General features: G+C 41.0%; 10 protein-coding genes. 8 read left to right on the top strand and 2 right to left on the bottom strand.

The genetic code is table 11. The features are described from left to right. Positions 1–268: 268 nt before the first annotated feature. The 6 genes from ID165_RS12005 (at position 269) to ID165_RS11980 (ending at position 9,653) form a co-directional block, all read left to right on the top strand. Complete coding sequence (locus ID165_RS12005; protein ID WP_192350884.1) at positions 269–778, top strand: AAA family ATPase; 510 nt, start codon at positions 269–271, stop codon at positions 776–778. Further along, positions 768–1,784 carry a hypothetical protein gene (locus ID165_RS12000; protein WP_192350882.1) on the top strand — a complete coding sequence of 339 codons (1,017 nt, stop codon included), beginning with the start codon at positions 768–770 and terminating at the stop codon, positions 1,782–1,784. The genes ID165_RS12005 and ID165_RS12000 overlap by 11 nt, the downstream gene beginning before the upstream one ends. 335 nt (positions 1,785–2,119) lie before the next feature. Further along, on the top strand, positions 2,120–6,337 hold the full coding sequence (glgP, locus tag ID165_RS11995; protein ID WP_192350880.1) for an alpha-glucan family phosphorylase: 4,218 nt from the start codon (positions 2,120–2,122) through the stop codon (positions 6,335–6,337). A 62-nt stretch (positions 6,338–6,399) separates the two neighbouring features. Then, positions 6,400–7,488: an AI-2E family transporter gene (locus ID165_RS11990; RefSeq protein ID WP_192350878.1), complete on the top strand. Its 1,089-nt coding sequence runs from the start codon at positions 6,400–6,402 to the stop codon at positions 7,486–7,488. Positions 7,489–7,715: 227 nt separating this feature from the next. Then, a complete protein-coding gene (locus ID165_RS11985; RefSeq protein WP_192350876.1) occupies positions 7,716–8,279 on the top strand; it encodes a Crp/Fnr family transcriptional regulator in 564 nt (187 codons plus the stop codon). A 477-nt stretch (positions 8,280–8,756) separates the two neighbouring features. Then, a complete protein-coding gene (locus ID165_RS11980; protein ID WP_192350874.1) occupies positions 8,757–9,653 on the top strand; it encodes an NmrA family NAD(P)-binding protein in 897 nt (298 codons plus the stop codon). 307 nt (positions 9,654–9,960) lie between these two features. Here ID165_RS11980 and ID165_RS11975 read toward each other — a convergent pair whose 3' ends face one another. Both ID165_RS11975 and ID165_RS11970 read right to left on the bottom strand, forming a co-directional pair. Next, the gene (locus tag ID165_RS11975; protein ID WP_192350872.1) at positions 9,961–10,899 is read right to left on the bottom strand and encodes a TerC family protein; all 939 of its coding nucleotides are present in this window, start codon (positions 10,897–10,899) and stop codon (positions 9,961–9,963) included. 66 nt (positions 10,900–10,965) lie between these two features. Then, a complete protein-coding gene (locus tag ID165_RS11970) occupies positions 10,966–11,598 on the bottom strand; it encodes a DedA family protein (RefSeq protein ID WP_192350870.1) in 633 nt (210 codons plus the stop codon). 1,447 nt (positions 11,599–13,045) lie between these two features. On the opposite strand from ID165_RS11970, the gene ID165_RS11965 reads away from it, so the two are divergent. After that, positions 13,046–16,261, top strand: coding sequence for a SusC/RagA family TonB-linked outer membrane protein (locus tag ID165_RS11965; RefSeq protein WP_192350868.1), 3,216 nt, complete (start codon positions 13,046–13,048; stop codon positions 16,259–16,261). A gap of 64 nt (positions 16,262–16,325) precedes the next feature. Further along, positions 16,326–17,876 (top strand): SusD/RagB family nutrient-binding outer membrane lipoprotein, encoded by a 1,551-nt coding sequence (locus ID165_RS11960; RefSeq protein WP_192350866.1) that lies wholly within the window; start codon positions 16,326–16,328, stop codon positions 17,874–17,876. The last annotated feature ends 95 nt before the right edge of the window (positions 17,877–17,971 follow it).

Genomic DNA, 17,971 nt, shown 5'->3' with positions numbered 1-17,971 from the left:
ATAGGATCAGGCTCCTTTTAAGTTTTCCTCTATGACTTAGTATTATTCAAGGGAGCGGATTCTAAAAGGCGTGATGATCTTTTAATATGTATTGAAATTAGTATGTTATTTCTCTTGGTGGAGTGACTTCTATCATAGATGAATTAGATAATTATTGTGTTGTGATTGTCTGATAGATGGATGATTTATATCATTAGGTACAGCATGTTTTTATCATTGTAATGAAGAGAAAAAAAAATAAAATTGACGAAATGAAAATTGGTTTTTCATGAATATGTTGATTATCGTAATGGGAGTTCCGGGCTCCGGAAAAAGTTATTTTTCCGCTAGGTTGGCTGAACAACTGTCAGCCGTCCATCTTCAAACTGACAGAATCCGTAAAGACATGAATTTAAAGGGTAAATACTCGGATGAGGAGAAGCTACTGGTATATCAGTATGTGTGTGAGAAGGCGGAGGAGCTGCTGAAAAAAGGAGAGACAGTCATAGTGGATGCGACATTTCACCTTGAAATTTTAAGAGAATTATTCTTTCAAATGGCCGCAAAACTTGAAATTCAAGCAGTATCCATATTGGTTGAAGCGGATGAAATTACAGTAAAGAGAAGGTTGGAAAACCCCAGAAAGCACAGTGAAGCTGATTACGAAGTCTACCAAAAAATAATGCGGGATTTTGATCCGGTACTACATCCTTTTCTTCACATTACTTCCACTGATACTACTATTGAGGCGATGCTGCATAAAGCAATTAATTATTTAAAGATAGGGAATGACACCTGATGAGATAAAACTTCTCTGCGGAGAGGGAACGTTTGAGCGTATTCCTGTGGAGGGAGAGTTGTTGGAGACACATATTTCCTGGATAGTTCTTTCCAAAGAATATGCGTTCAAAATCAAAAAACCGGTGAAGTTTTCATTTTTGGATTTTTCAGATAAAACTCAACGGAAAATTTACTGTGAAAAGGAAGTCCTACTAAATAGCCGTTTTTCTAATATCTATCTAGGGACCGAACCGGTATTTCTAAAAGACGGTAAGTGGACAATAGGAGGCATAGGCCCAGAACCTATAGACTTTGCTGTGGTCATGAAGAAAATGGACGGGCACAAAAGAATGGATCACCTGGTGGAATCAGGTGAAGTCAGTGATTTTATGGTTGTCGAATTAGCCAAACATATTGCCCTTTTCCATAGAAAAGCAGGAAGGATAGCCCGTCCATTTGATCTTGAAAATGCCAAAATGTTGTTCAATGATATTCTGAACGTGGGTGAGCAGCTGGATAAAAAGTGCACTGTGGATAGATTAAAACGTTCGTTACAGAATGCAGTTCCTATCAGCGATGTGTTTTTGGAGAAAAACCAAAAGTATTTTCAGCGCAGGATCGAACTGGGATTTAAAAGGGACCTTCATGGGGATTTGCATTGTGAAAATGTATTTCTGGAAATCCCTCCTGTGATTTTTGATTGTATAGAATTTAACGACGAGTATAGGCAAATAGATGTTTTATATGATATCGCCTTTATGAGCATGGATTTGGAAAGCTGGGGTCGGCGTGATCTGTCACAGCTGTTGGATACTGCCTATAAGGAACATCTCCATGTCAACTTTTCATCAGACGATGATCGGATTTATCTTTATTTTAAATGCCTTCGCGCAAATATTCGTGCAAAAACATATGCACTGAGAATAATCCATTCCGGAACTGAGACCACTAAAGCCCAAAACTTCAAAGCTTTTAAACGTTATTTTTCTCTCTTTGAGCATTATGTGGGGTTAATAGAGATTTAAGGAGATATGATTGCCCGCAATGATGCCGGTACCTATATTCTCTTTGTTATACTGGATGGAAGACAGGCGGCCGAAGACCGAATGACGCTAGTGTTTTCCAAATCCTATGATGTTTTTTTATATGACCGAATAAGGGTGCATTACCTGTTTTTTGAGCAATGTCTAAATGATAAGGATCATACTAATATTAAAGGGAAGTCATCTATAGGCCAACTTTGGATTGATAATTTTATTTATTCATTACAACACAAAACAACGACTTAAACTAAAGGGAGTATTTTCTGGTCGGAATATGAGTCTTTTTCAAAAATCCAAATTTTAATAGCTGTACAAAAATGGAAAACCCCTTAGTCAAACAACCTGATTATTTATTCGAAATAAGTTGGGAGGTTTGTAATAAAGTAGGCGGTATTTATACGGTGTTGTCCACGAAAGCGGCCCTTTTGGAGAGGAAATACCAAGAAAAGTATATTCTGATCGGACCGGATGTTTGGAAAGGTACCGGGACAAATCCCGACTTTATCGAGGACAGGATGCTATTCAAGCTATGGAGGCAACGGATGGAACAAGAAGGCCTGAAAACAAAAATTGGAAGGTGGAAAATCAATGGGAATCCCATAGCAGTATTGGTGGATTTTACGCCTTACTTTTTTCAACGGAATGAAGTCTTCAAGCATTTTTGGATCAAGTATAAACTGGACTCGCTCTATGGGCAGTGGGACTATATAGAACCTGCCTTGTTCGGTTTTGCAGCAGGAAAAGTCATTGAATGTTTTTACAGGAGTCATGTCAATTCAACAGACAATGTGGTAGCTCATTTTCATGAATGGATGACAGGTACGGGACTTTTGCATTTAAATGAACATGTCCCACAAATAGGGACTGTTTTTACCACACATGCTACGGTCACAGGCAGGGCAATTGCCGGAAAAGGACTGGCTGTTTATCAGAATTTAGACAATTATATTCCGGAACAGCAGGCAAGGGAAGCTGATGTACTATCCAAGCATTCTCTTGAAAAAATCACTGCCCAAAACGCAGACTGTTTTACCACGGTAAGTTGGGTTACGGCCAATGAATGCGCCAAAATGTTAGGAAAGTATCCGGATATCATTACCCCCAATGGATTTGACAACTCCATCGTTCCACCTTTTTCAGAATTGGAAAAAAAAAGAGAGTTGGCTAGAGCAACCGTGTTAAAAGTTGCTGAAGGATTGTTTAACAGGTCTTTTGATTCAGACAGTTTGCTGGTGATCAAAAGTGGAAGATATGAGTATAGAAATAAAGGAATTGATGTTTTTTTGGATTCCTTGAAGGAATTGCAAAAACGAAATACCACGGGAAAAACGGTAATAGCTTTAATTTTTGTTCCCGGAAATCAAACCGGGCCGAGAAAAGACCTGGCAGATCGCATTCAGAAGCCCGATTTTGGCAATCCACTGCCTTCTGAACTGCTAACCCATTATCTCCAAGGAGCCCAAAAGGATCCAATTGTACGCCATATAACTGAGCTGGGTCTAAACCAAGATAAAAATGAACAGGTTAAGGTAATATTTGTGCCAACTTATCTGGATGGGAATGATGGGATTTTTAATATGGGATATTATGAGTTGTTGACCGGCTTTGACTTAGCCATTTTCCCTTCTTACTATGAGCCGTGGGGATATACTCCTCTTGAAAGTTTAGCATACTATATACCCTCGGTAACGACCGATAATTCAGGTTTCGGCAAAGCGTTTTTAGCCTTGAATGAGCAGAACTCCAACGGACTTTTCGTATTGGAAAGGAAAGAAGCGGTTAACCATCTGATTGCCATTAGGATAGCGGATACGATAGAGCTCTTTCTTAGCCAAACGGATAGCGAAATTCAGTCAGCGAGATTGGCTGCACATCGTATCAGTCAAAATTTTATATGGGAAAATCAATTGAAATTCTACGTAGAAGCCTATGGAAATGCCCTGGAAAAGAGTTTCCTAAGGGAAGAGTCCTATAAGGATAAACCCCAGGCCCTACCTGTGGAGACTTTTGAGAATATAGTATCTCTGCCTATATGGAGAGAAATTACAATCAAATCTGAGTTACCTCCTTCATTAACTGCGCTCAAAGAACTGGCTACTAATCTTTGGTGGTCTTGGAATGAATCTGCTCAATCCCTTTTCAGTTCAATGGATGCAATCCTTTGGCTCAAAAGCCACCAAAACCCTGTCAAATTCCTACAGTCTTTGCACTACACAACCATTCGAAAATTAGCTTCTGATAAACTGTTTAAAGAAAGTTTGCACGAAGTAAGCCGTCAGTTTGATAATTATGTGCAAAGCAACCTGCCCAATGAAGGACAGGTTGCTTACTTCTGCATGGAATATGGGATTCATAACAGTTTGAAGCTATACTCGGGGGGATTGGGGATCTTGGCCGGGGATTATCTGAAAGAAGCGAGTGACAACTTGGTACCTATAGTCGCTGTGGGTTTGTTGTACAAAAACGGCTATTTTAAACAACGACTCACCGTCCACGGAGACCAGCTGGTGGAAGCTGACACAATGAACTTTTCAGAATTACCGGTAGAGTTGGTACTGGATGGTGAAAATCAGGCGTTGAGGATCGTTTTACCTTTCCCCGGAAGGACAGTTTATGCCCAGATATGGAAAGTGAATGTCGGTAGGGTGAAACTATATTTGTTGGATACTTTCGTAGACCAAAACAAGGAAGAGGATAAATGGATTACTGCCCAGCTGTATGGAGGGAGTCAGGAGAATCGTTTAAAGCAAGAATTAATCCTTGGAATGGGAGGTGTTCAGGCTCTAAAATTACTTGGTATAAAGCCAAAAGTATTTCATTGTAATGAAGGCCATGCGGCTTTTGTAGGGATTTCCCGTATTCAAGATCTGATTCTAGGTGATAACCTGTCGTTTGATGAGGCCTTAGAGGTTGTCCGTTCCACGGGGCTTTTTACCACCCATACTTCAGTTACAGCCGCAATTGACAAATACAGCGAAGAGCTTCTAAGGCCTTACTTCTCCCATGTGGCCAAGCAGTTTAATATCTCTTGGGAAAAATTCATGAATCTGGGGCGTATTTCCGAAAGCAATCCGGACGAGCTGTTTTCGATGACTACGCTTGCATTAAGGATGTCACAGGGAATAAATGCAGTCAGTAAGATCCATCAAAAAGTAAGTAGTAACCTCTTCAAAGAGGCTTGGAAGGACTATTTTGCGGAAGAAATACCCATCGGATATGTTACAAATGGGGTGCACTATGATACATGGGCAGCTTCGGGTTGGAAAACAATCCATCGAAAATATTTTGGCGAAAACTATCTTAAAGATTCCTCCGGTTGGCAGAAAATTGAGGAAGTACCCGATATGGAAATTTGGAATACCAATTTGCAGCTTAAACAAGAATTGCTGATTGCGGTGAAACAACGCTTGGCGGATACAATGGCTTTGCGCCATGAAAGCCCGGGCAAAATACGGCATACCCTGGAATTTCTTAGAGAAGATGCATTGGTAATAGGCTATGCCAGAAGATTTGTGTCTTATAAACGGCCCGAGCTCTTATTGGTTGATATCAATCGCTTATCCGCGATGCTGAGTGATAAGCAAAAACCGGTTTTGGTCTTTTTTGCAGGGAAATCCCATCCATATGACAATGAAAGTATCAAAATCATCAAAAAAGTAGTCCAGATGACACTCTGCAAAGAATTACAGCAAAAGATTTTCTTTTTGGAGGACTATGACATCAATTTGGCAAAACTTTTAGTCCAAGGGGTTGATGTATGGATTAACACTCCTGTGAGAAAGATGGAGGCTTCAGGAACCAGCGGTATGAAGGCTATGCTCAACGGCACACTTAATTTCAGTGTTCTGGATGGCTGGTGGGCAGAAGCTTACAGTGATAGGATAGGCTGGGGATTGGAAGCAGAGCAAGAGTATGACAGTCCTGATTATCAAAATGACCTGGATTCGGATAAAATATATAAGATGTTGGAAAATGAGATTATCCCGATGTTTTTTGATAGAAATGACCAAGACCTCCCGGAAGCCTGGATAAGGATGGTTAAAAGATCCATAGGTGCGGCACCTCAGTACTTAATGGGGAGAGTAATGAAAGAATATAGACATAATTATTACGATAAGTTGATGGATAGGGGAGCAAGGCTTAGTGCAGAGGGATTTGCCATGGCCAAGGCGTTAGTTGTATGGAAGAAACATGTACGGAGAAATTGGAATGATGTAGATGTCCTATCCATTACACCAGAACTTCTTACGGAGTTGGGTAAAGGAGAAGAACTGACCTTGGTTCTTACCTTGGGAGATTTTAAGGCTGAAGAAATAGGTGTTGAACTAATTGCGTTGAAGTTAGACTCAATGGGGGATGAGGAAAAAATCCGACTAATTGAATTGTCAGCTAAAGGGTTAGGTGGGGGGAGGCAGGTTTTTGGCGGGCAAATTGGAGAGCTTTCGCCGGGTAACTATCAATATGGTTTCAGGATTTTTCCAAAAAATGTTCAAATTGAAAATCGTTGTGATTTTCCTTTGGTCAAATGGATTTGAAAGTTTAGCGCGCCGGTTAAACTATGAAGGGTCTATATGCTTTTATTTTAAGCCGATTAAAAATGAAAAAGTCAAGTTTGCTTCAAATTTCCCATAGTCTGATTTGTATAGTTTTAGGTACAGTTATTTTAAGAGAAGGAGCATTTTTGATTGTTCCTTTTTTATGGGGGGTATTCTTTGCATTTGCCTTAAATCCACTGTCCAGTTGGTTGGAAGAAAAGCGAATACCGCGTGGAGTCGCTATACTCATAAGCATTGCATTGGTTTTTATTCTTGCTTCAGGAATTGTATACCTATTCAGTAATCAGATGTCCGGTCTGTTAAAGGATCTACCTGAAATTCGTTCATCCTTTCAGGATAATTTGGGCCATTTGTTAGGTTATATGAACGATCAGTTCGGACTAGGGATAAGAGTAGAGGAGGCGCTTGACAGCCTAGGTAAACTGATAAGCCCCGGAAATTTGAATGACCTTCTTGTGCAGACAGGAAAAACCTTGGCGTTGATCGGAATTATACCCATATACATTTTTCTACTGTTGTACTATAAGGATTTTTTCAGAGAATTTCTCAAAAAGCTCAATACATCAAGAAATCAGGATTTTATATTGGGGTGGACAGAAGATTCTACCGTTTTGATCCAATCCTACCTGACCGGACTTCTAAAGGTGACTGCAATTGTTGCTATTTTGGCAGGAATATTTTTTTATAGTATTGGTTTGAAATATTTCGTACTGTTTGCTTTGTTTATCGCAGTGATGAATCTTATTCCGTATATAGGGGTGTTGTTTAGTTCTTTCTTCACAGTGGTGTATGTTTTTTTAACAACAGATTCAATTTTACTCCCTCTTATTACAGTGGGAGTATTATGGGGAATCCAATTAGTAGAAAATAATATCATTACTCCTATTGTAGTAGGTGCTGAAGTCAAGCTTAATGCCTTGGTCGTCTTATTGGCAATTTTGATTGGTGGCTGGCTCTGGGGAGTGTCTGGTATGGTGCTCTTTATTCCAATATTGGGAATTGTCAAAATCAAACTGGAAAAATCTGAAAGCTATAGAGCACTGGCATACATCCTTGGTGACAAGATACCTGTGTTTGAAAAAAGGGAGAACTTTTGGAAGATTTTTATTGGAAAGCTAACCGGAAAGTGAAAGACGCTACTGGTTTTTCTAATGCATTTTGCGGATTGAAGACCGCCAGCCGGCGGAGCCCCGTATGTTTTTAACGGGTTCAATTTCATGACACGGCATTTTTTTTAGTGAAAAAAAAGCGATAATAGTATTGAAATCACAGGTACTAGTCCAATCCATATGCATACCAATTGTGGCTTTGGGTATTGCGGCGCAGGCTTTAATTTTGATGATATAATCTTAATCACATGAAAGAATTTCTAGATTTTATAAAAGCCCGTGTATCTATAAGTGAACAGGATCTTACCACTGTTCTCTCAAAATTCAAAGAATTAACAATCAAGAAAGGGACGCTTGTTTTGAGAAAAGGACAACTGGCTAATCAGTATTATTTCGTAAAATCCGGTGGTCTGCGCCTCTTTTATGGAGAGTATGATGAGCAACATACTTCTTGGGCATTTTTTGAGAATGATTTTTTCACTGAGATTTCAAGCCTGCATGCCCAAGTACCCACTCGCTTTAACATTGAAGCCATAGAGGGTACCGAACTTCTGGTAATCAATAAATCTGAAATGGATCATCTCTATAAGCTATTGCCTGTATGGCAAGAGTTTGGAAGAAAAATCTGGGAAGAAATGTGCGCCAAGCAAGTGGATCAAAATCTAAATTACCAAACTTTATCAGCAAAAGAAATATACCTGGAATTGCTCAAAAATTCGGATTTTATTAAAAAGATACCTGTCAAACAGTTGGCTACCATTCTTGGCATTACCCCCAACGCACTCAGTAGAATCCGAAAAAACATCAAGTAATCCATTACCTACCAATTGGTAGGTTTGTGAGGCCGGTTCCGCTCTACATTTGTAAAAATAAAAAACTACAAATGATGAAATCAGTGAATCAATATTCTGATGAGGAACTTATAAAAAAATGGCCTGGGTTTGCCAATAAATACGCTACTGTTAACGGAATAAAACTTCACTATGTAGAAGGAGGTTCTGGTAAACCGTTGATTTGCCTGCCAGGCTGGCCACAGAACCGGTATTCTTACCATCCTATTGCATTATATAGCAAAAAACCTGGGTGTAATAGGGATATTAGATAGCGGACATTATATGTACGAGGAGCAACCTGAACAGGTAATTGATGCTGTTATACACTTTCTCCTATAAATTAAACCGGTTAAGAAATAGAAATATGAAATCGAGCATGACGAAGAACGTCGCACACCGGGATGATTATAAGCCATGCGAGATTCCATGTGGCCAATAGAAAACAATTATAAACACATGAAAAAATCAATATTGGTAGCAGGTGCTACAGGTAATTTGGGAATTAGAATTTGTAGGGAACTAATTAAAAGGAGGGCAGAAGTGAGTGCCATTGTCCGCCCATCTGCAGACCCGGTAAAAGTAGAAGCGCTTACTAAAATGGATGTTAAGGTGATCAGGGTAGACATGAACAACATCGATGAAATTGCGAAAGCATGCAAAGGGATAAATACCGTAGTTTCTGCACTGGCAGGTTTGGCTGATGTAATCGTAGACTTGCAAAAAAAAGTAGTGGATGCTGCCATTCAAGCTGGTGTTCCAAGATTTATTCCTTCCGACTTTTGTACAGATTACAATGATTTAGTTCCTGGTGAAAACAGAAATTTTGACCTAAGGAGAGAATTTAAAGCTTACTTGGACAGTACTTCCATCAAAGCATCTTCTGTTTTCAATGGTGCTTTTGCTGATATACTCAAATACAATATTCCGATATTAAACCTAAAGGACAGAAGCATTGGTTACTGGGGGGAGAAAGCTGACTGGAAATTGGATTTTACTACGATGGACGATACGGCTGGCTTTGCAGCCGAAGTGGCTTTGGACGATGATGCGCCAAGAGATTTGCAGATTGCAAGTTTTCAAATTAGCCCAAATATGATTTTGGCTGAAGTCAATAAAGCTAGTGATCAAGCGTTTGAAATTCATCAATTATCAAGCATGGAGGATTTTGCTGCATCCATTAAAAAGCAAAGAGCTGATAATCCGGCGGGTGAGAATGAATTGTATGCAAAATTCCAACAAGGTCAATACATGTATTCCATGTTCACATCACAAAACAACGAGTTGGCGAATAAGCGGTATAAAGGGCTTTCCTGGACTTCAGGTTCCGAATATATACAGTCATTTGTAAAATAAATTCAAATCAAATAGTCCTTTTCTTTACCTATTCTGCTAAACCCTGACGATGTATTGGAATTGAAGCCTACCGTATACGCAAGCGGGGGCGTACCTCGTAGGAGGTTAAGTGGTGAAAATCCCTGCCTGCGTATAGCAGAGAACCTTGTAACGCTCATTTTGGAGCGACTCCCCTGACAAAAAATGATAGTAGAGATCCCCTTTTTTGGGCAGAGGGCAGTATTATATCAATACCCACACACCGAATAAGGTAAAACCAACCAGGGTATGAGCTTTAGGCACTGTTATGAAATTCCTGAAATGCATTTTATTCCTTTGGCGAAATCAATATTGAGGCTAAAATTCCGCCTGTCAGGGAAAGCGCTATCACAGTAAGGGAGAGCCATTCCGGAATTTCAATATGGTGCGAGAAGATCATCTTTAATCCGACGAAGGCAAGGATCGCTACCAGACTATAATTAATGAAGCGGAATTTGTTCAGCATTCTGGAAATCAAAAAGTACATGGATCTCAATCCCATGATGGCAAATATATTTGAGCTGAAAACGATAAAAGGATCAGCGGTAATAGCAAGAATGGCAGGGATGCTGTCCAGAGCGAAGAGAATGTCTGTAAGCTCTATGATGACCAAGGCCATAAAAAGTGGAGTAGCCATCCTGATTCCTAGTTTGTGGATGAAAAATCTCTCCCCATCTAAATTAGCTGTAAACGGAAGTATTTTTCTCAGATTTTTAAACACAAAAGATTCTTTCGGTTTGAACTCATTCCCATCTGATTTGAACATTTTAAATGCAGTGAAAAGAAGAAAGGCCCCAAAAAAATAAATGATCCATTCAAATTGGTTAATTAAGGCTACGCCAAAAATTATCATCAAGGCGCGGAAAAAGATAGCTCCCAAAATCCCCCAAAAAAGAACCCGGTGCTGGTATTTGTCCGGAATCTTGAATGACTTGAAAATCACAGCTATCACAAAAATATTATCAACGCTTAAGGATAACTCGATCAAATATCCGGTGATGTATTTCAGCAATGCCTGATCCGGGCGCAGGCCAGTTGGATTTTGAATATGATCACCTGAAAATAACCACCAGATAACCCCGGAGAAGGAAAGGGCAATAGCAACCCAGACTCCTGTCCAGATCGCAGCTTCTTTCGATTTTATGACATGTGAGTTTTTGTTGATAACGGCCAGGTCAAGAAAAAGGAAAAACAAAATGCAGGGTATGAAAATTATCCAGATAGACATAGGTAGGAAGGTGGTTTACAGATTGAAGAAGAATTCACAAAGGGATTGATGGTGTTTCAACTTTAATCAGGAAGCATCCCCTCTTTTTAGTTTAAGTAATTGTCTGATTAACGGAATGGAGGTAATGGCAAGCAATGTCAGGATAATCCATTCAATATAGTGAATGAGATCAGGGAAGATGATTTTCAGGAAATATCCCGATAGCACCAGGCTCGATGTCCAGATCAATGCGCCAAGGAGATTGTAAATCATGAAGAGCCTAAAATCAGACTTGATCAAACCCAGACAAAGCGGAAGGAAAGTCCGGATGACAGGAATAAACCGACCGATGATGATGGCTCCGTGCTGTCGCTTTTCAAAATAGGATGCAGCCATATTCAGATATTTTGATTTGAAGAATAGTGAGTCAGGACGGGAAAGCAACCACTTACCCAACTTTAAACCCACAAAATAGGATACGATATATCCTAAAAATGCTGCTGAAGCTATACAGGTAACCAACGCATAGATGGATACATTCAAAACCGGTAAACCGCAGAGCATTCCCGCCAAGAACAACAGGGAATCCCCCGGTAGGAAGAAGCCTAAGAATACCCCGTTTTCGGTAAATATAATTGCCAGTAGGAGAATGAGTCCTCCACGGTTTATAATGAATTCAGGGCTTAAAAGCTCAGGGATGGACAGAAGAATTTCATGCATAGTTTTTTAGTTATACCATTCTCTTAAATGGACTCATTGATTCAAGAACATGCTTAAATTTTGATCGCTGATGAGTGCCCATTAGTTAATTCAGGAACATGTGCTGACAAGTTTGGGGCATCGGCGACCTGCACACCAAATTCACTTTTCAATTTGGCTATTACGCAAGTTGCCGGGCAGTTTCCAAGGGGATGGGCTGTTTTCCGGACAATCAATACAAGGATTGGGTTTAAGCCAACCAATAATGCTGAGCGGGAGACAGATTGATAATCCCCTCTTCACTGATTACCTGTATAGATCAAATACCCGTTTTTGAAGTCACAGTACACCTTTCAACCAATAGCAGCTTGCTGCTTTTCCTGAACGATTTTTCAGTAGAGCAGAAGCTCTTGCTGTAGCTAGGTAAAATAGTGGTGCGGAAAAATAAGCAACAGGGTGGGCAGGCCAACATCAATGACAAATGCTGATTTTCGATAATTTCTACCCATTGACCGGCACGTGGCCGATAGACCGGAATAGTTTTCAAGTACGGAATGAGATTCAAAAAAATGAGTAACAGTACGGATTACAGTCCTACTGGGAACAAAGTAGTTGGGTAGTGCTTCACCAATGACCAGGACCGGGCTTTGCTGAAAGGATAGATCTGATTGGAATGATTCGCTGGAGGATGGAATAGGGGAATCCAAGCTCACGGGTAGATCCGTTGCCCAAACGCTCAACGAAAAAACCAAATTGAGAAATAAGTATAGGATTCCCAAAACCCTCATAATTTGCATTTGATGATAAAGCTAGCTCAAAATTAGAATAGGTAATACAGGGCTCTTAGAAAAAAGCCGTTTTTCATGAAAATTTTTCAAAATGAATAGTAAGGTGATTTTTAGCCCTTAGATTTTTTCAGTAACATACAGGTGATTTGTGGCTTTTGGGGTCTTTTTCCTCACTACAGAAATATAAAAGCCAGGGTAAATGGAGGAAGAGAGTTGCCTCAACTTCAATGATTTGGGTCAATAGGGGATTAAGGATGGATAAAATACATCCTACGCACCTTCCCACCTCCTACACCATTCCTCATTTTCAAGCGATGCTCTCTGGGCAGGAGACCATGTCCTTTTGTTTTGCCAGACGGCTGGCTTGGGACAGGAGGTAGGGGAGGCATCTAGCTTCTTTGGAAGATGGTTTTTATCAGCTGCCAAATCTTAATGGTTTAATATTTATATACTTTTTTGAATAAAAGTTGGATAATAAAGAGGAATCCCGATAGGAATGTTAAGTGTCAGTAATGTCTATTTTCCGAATTATTAGGGTTTTAGGGCATTTTATTGCCGAATTAACATACAATTAATTCATTTTTTGATAAAGCTGATTTAATCACTAGCCAATAGGGAAAGTATAGTTTTAATAAAATTTTGAGACTAAAATAATACTTATTCAAAACCTCTACTTCAAAATGACTGCTAAAAAAAGCATTTGGCAATGTGTGATAACGGCTTGCTTGCTGTTTATCATCAATTTTTCTTTCGCCCAACAAACCAATGTTGAGGGGAAGGTAATTGACGCAACTAATGAGCCTCTACCCGGAGCAACGGTACTGGTTAAAGGTACTAACCGGGGAACGGTAACCGGTATTGATGGAAACTATGTTATACAAGCTAGCGTAGGAGAGATTTTGATCTTTTCTTTCGTAGGCTTTGAATCTATCGAGCAAGAAGTAGGAAATTCAACTACAATTAACGTTACGCTCACAGAAGGTCTTGCACTCAATGAAGTAGTGGTGACTGCCCTTGGAGTGGAGCGGGAGACCAAAGCCTTGGGTTACGCTGTGCAAGCCGTTGAGGGGGATAGATTTACGGAGGCTCGGGAGACAAACGTAATTAACTCCCTGAGCGGAAGAGTAGCGGGTGTTCAGGTCACCAACAGTTCTTCAGGAATCGGAGGATCCAGCCGGGTTACTATCCGTGGAGAGTCCTCTTTGAATATCAATGGAAACCAACCCTTGTTTGTAGTGAACGGTGTTCCAATATCTAACAATATAGTTGGTTCTTCCGGGTCTTCCAATCAGGAAGTGGATTACGGTAATGCCGCGGGTGAGATCAACCCTGACGATATTGAGTCCATGACTGTTTTGAAAGGGCCCGCTGCAGCTGCACTATACGGCTCTAGAGCTGCAAATGGGGCTATTTTGATTACTACCAAATCAGGCAAAGGCAAGAAAGGCTTGGGAATCACTATTAACTCCAACACTACTTTTGACAATGCGCTAAGACTTCCGGATTGGCAGAATACGTACGGTCAGGGAAATAACGGTCAATTTGAATTTGTAAACGGAGCAGGTTCAGGTATCGCTGATGGGGTGGATGAAAGCTGGGGTCCAAGACTGGATGCCGGCTTAATGATTCCTCAGTTCGATTCTCCAAGAGATGTCAACGGCTTCAGGGGTGGGGATCTCAATGCGCCTGAAGGAAGTGTGATCCTACCTACTCCTTGGGTGTCGAGTCCGGACAACATCAATGACTTTTTCCGTACAGGTGTGACGCTTTCAAATAACGTGGCGCTAGCTGCCGCCAATGAGAATGCAAATATTCGCCTATCCTGGACCAACTTGGATCAAAAAGGAATTGTGCCAAATACGGATCTAAAGAGAAATACCATTTCCATGAATGGGGGGCTTAACCTTACGGATAAACTCACAGTAAACTCTACGGTTAACTTTCAGAGAACTGACAGCGGAAACAGACCAAATATCAGTTACGGTACGGAAAACCTGATGTACTTGTGGATTTGGTATGGCCGTCAGGTCAATACGGCAAACCTGAGAGATTACTGGATGCCGGGATTGGAAGGCCAGCAACAGTATAATTACAACTATAACTATCATGATAATCCATATTTCAATGTGTATGAAAATACCAACGGACAGGCTAAGGATAGAATCTATGGTAATATCTCGGTAAACTACAAGTTCACCGATAAGCTAAACTTGATGCTGAGAACAGGTTTGGATACCTATAATGAATTAAGAGATCGGAAAAGAGCATTTAGTACGCAGCGTTTTCCGAAAGGAAATTACAGGGAAGACAACTTGTATTTCTCCGAAATCAACTCTGATTTCTTATTGACTTATTCTGAATCTAACAGTGAGGTATTTACTTATAGTATTGCGGTAGGTGGGAACCAAATGCGTCAGGAAAACAGGTACTTGCAGACGGTAGCTCCTCAGCTATTGATCCCGAACATTTACAACTTCACCAATACAGCAGTAAACCTTCAGGTGACTCAGTACAATTCGGAGAAGCGCATCAACTCTTTATATGGTTTCGGTCAGATTGGTTACAAAAACATCCTTTTCCTAGACCTCACAGGCAGAAATGACTGGTCAAGTACGTTACCTGCTGATAATAATAGCTATTTCTATCCTTCTGCTACATTCGGTGCTGTGATCTCTGATATGGTGACTATGCCGGGATTTATTTCATTTCTAAAAACAAGATTAGCCTATGCTGAGGTGGGAAATGATACCGATCCATACAGCCTTTCCAATGTCTATAGCTCACAGACTGCCTGGGGGTCTATTCAGTCAAAATCTGAATCAAACAGACTTTCCAACTCAGAATTAAAGCCTGAAAGAACCGGTGCATTTGAAACGGGGCTTGATGTGCGTTTTTTTGAAGGAAGATTGGGCATTGACTTTACTTACTTCGACAACAGAACCAAAAACCAGATTATTCCAATTGAACTGGATATAGCTACCGGTTATGCTTCCAGGATAATCAATGCAGGTGAGATTCAAAATAGGGGAATAGAAATCGTGATGAGCGCAAATCCAATCAGAAACAGCTCCGGATTTAGCTGGAATCTGATGGCCAACTTCACGCGAAACAGGGGTAAAGTTCTAGAATTGACGGAAGGTCTTGACACCTATTCTCTTACAGGCAGAAACGGAGCCGATATTCAGGCGAGAGTAGGGGAAAGAATGGGGAATATTTACGGAAGAGGCTTTGCCAGAGTAGAGGATGAAGATTCTGAATATTTTGGCCAGATCATCCACAATTCCACAGGAACGCCACTTATGGATCCGGAATTGAAGCTTCAGGGAAATTACAATCCGGATTGGATGCTTGGCTTGCAAAACAACTTCAGCTACAAGGGAATCAATCTGGGATTCTTGTTTGACTTTAGATATGGGGGAATAGTCGTGTCAAGAACCAAGACTATCGGAAGTACTTCCGGTCAGCTTGCAGAAACCCTTTACGGTCGCGAAACCGGCTATGATTTAGAAGGCGAAGGCAACGGCATCATCAGTGAGGGTGTAGTGGCAAATGCGGACGGTTCTTACAGTCCAAATACTTTCGAAACTACTTCCAGAAACTGGCACAACAGATACTATGAACGGGATAATGTGGAAGCGGCTAAGTATGATGCTACTTTCTTGAAGCTTAGGGAAGTGACATTGGGTTATACTATCCCAAGATCTATTTTGGGCAGATTGCCCTTTGAAGATGTGAAAATCTCCTTGGTAGGCAGAAACCTGGTGCTTTGGACAGAGAATCCCCACTTCGATCCTGAGACGATGGCAATGGGTGGCGGTACGCTAATCCCCGGTGTGGAGGATATGTCTTTTCCATCTACAAGAAGTATTGGTTTTAATCTTAACGTAAAGTTCTAAGCATCGGCAGCTGATAGACTTTTTATGCCTTTAGAATCTAAAAAACTCTCAAAAACAGAATAGTATGAATTTCAATACAAAATATATAGCAGGAATTGGGTTGGCAGCAATGCTTTCTCTGGTCAGCTGCGACAAGGATTTCGATGAAGTTAACACAAATCCAAACAGCCCTGAGATGGTTTCTTCAAGTTTGCTTTTGCCGAACATCATCCGGAATACTACGAATGAAATCTCGGGAAAGGCTTGGGGGTACGGGAACGTAGTGATGCAGCAGACTGCCAAGATTCAGTTTACCAATGAAGACAGGTATAACTGGGGGCCCGAAGGAAACCCATACAGCACATTCTACAATTCTATTCGGGATCTGAACAATGTGATCGAGATCTCTACGGCAGCAGGGCAAAGTAATTACGTCGGGATTGCCCTTGTGTTAAGAGCGAGTCTTTATTCGTTTATGACGGATGCTTACGGGGATTTGCCATATTCGGAGGCGACGAAAGCCAAGGAAGATGTGAACTACCCGGTTTTTGATACGCAGGAAGTGATCTATAATGGGATTCTTGCAGAGCTGGAGCAGGCGAATGCCTTACTGGGATCAACGGCAGAAAGTGTAGAAGGAGATATTCTTTTCGATGGGAATGTGGTGAGATGGAAGAAGTATGCGAATTCACTTAGGCTTCGAATGCTAATGAGGCTTTCTGACCGGATGAATCCGGCGGCAGGCATGCAGGCGATTGTTTCTGATCCTACGCAGTACCCGATCTTCACTTCCAATGACGATCAGGCGGCTTTGCAATACCTTCAGGATGTACCAAACCAGCATGGGTTGTATACTACCCGTTCCGGTTCTTTTGATGAGTATAGGTTGAGTGAAAGAATGGAAAACGTTTTGAAAGAGCTGGAAGATCCAAGATTGTATGCCTATGCGCAGCCTACTAACGACTCCGGAGCAGGAGTGATCGGAACTAAGGACGATTACCAAGGGGTGCCAAACGGCTTGGCGGATGAGGAGGCTTTGGCTTATTCTCCTTCAGGTGACCCTACCAAGGGCGGTTCTAATTTCATATCCCGTGTGGGGTATCTATGGTCTTGTTCTGCATGTACCCCGCTGGCAAATCCTATTGGTGCCCAGGCGATCTTAATGAGTTATTCAGAACTTCAGTTTGTATTGGCAGAAGCTAGAGAAAGAGGGTATATCACTACCGGCACAGCTGAAGATTATTATAAAAATGGGATTGAGTCTTCTTTTGCTTATTACAAAAGCCGATATGAAATCATTAATCTACCTCAGATAGCAGATAAGTTGGTAGTGGGAGATGCGTATTTTGCGCAGCCGGAAGTAGCTTATACCGGCTCTACTGAAGAGAAGCTGTCCAAAATCGGTACTCAAAAGTGGCTTGCCCTGTATTTCTCAGGAATGGAAGGCTGGTATGACTGGAGAAGAACGGATTATCCTAAAATCACTCCGGGGCCTGCAGCTTACATCAATACGGTTCCTGTCCGTTTCATGTATCCTAGTTCTGTGCAATCGCTCAATAAAGCGAACTACGAAAGTGCGATAGCGCGTCAAGGCCCGGATGCCATTACCACACGCGTGTGGTGGGATATGGATTAATTAGATAGCAGACTGGATAGTCCCTCAAAAGGTATAACTTAACTCAAATGTCACCCTTCTTAGTAGAATGAGGGGTGACTTTTCAAACTCGGATT

The sequence above is a fragment of the Algoriphagus sp. Y33 genome, assembly GCF_014838715.1.
In the GTDB taxonomy this organism is placed as follows: Bacteria; Bacteroidota; Bacteroidia; order Cytophagales; family Cyclobacteriaceae; genus Algoriphagus.
The sequence above is the reverse complement of the archived record's forward strand: the minus strand, read 5'-3'. Positions and strand labels throughout refer to the sequence as shown.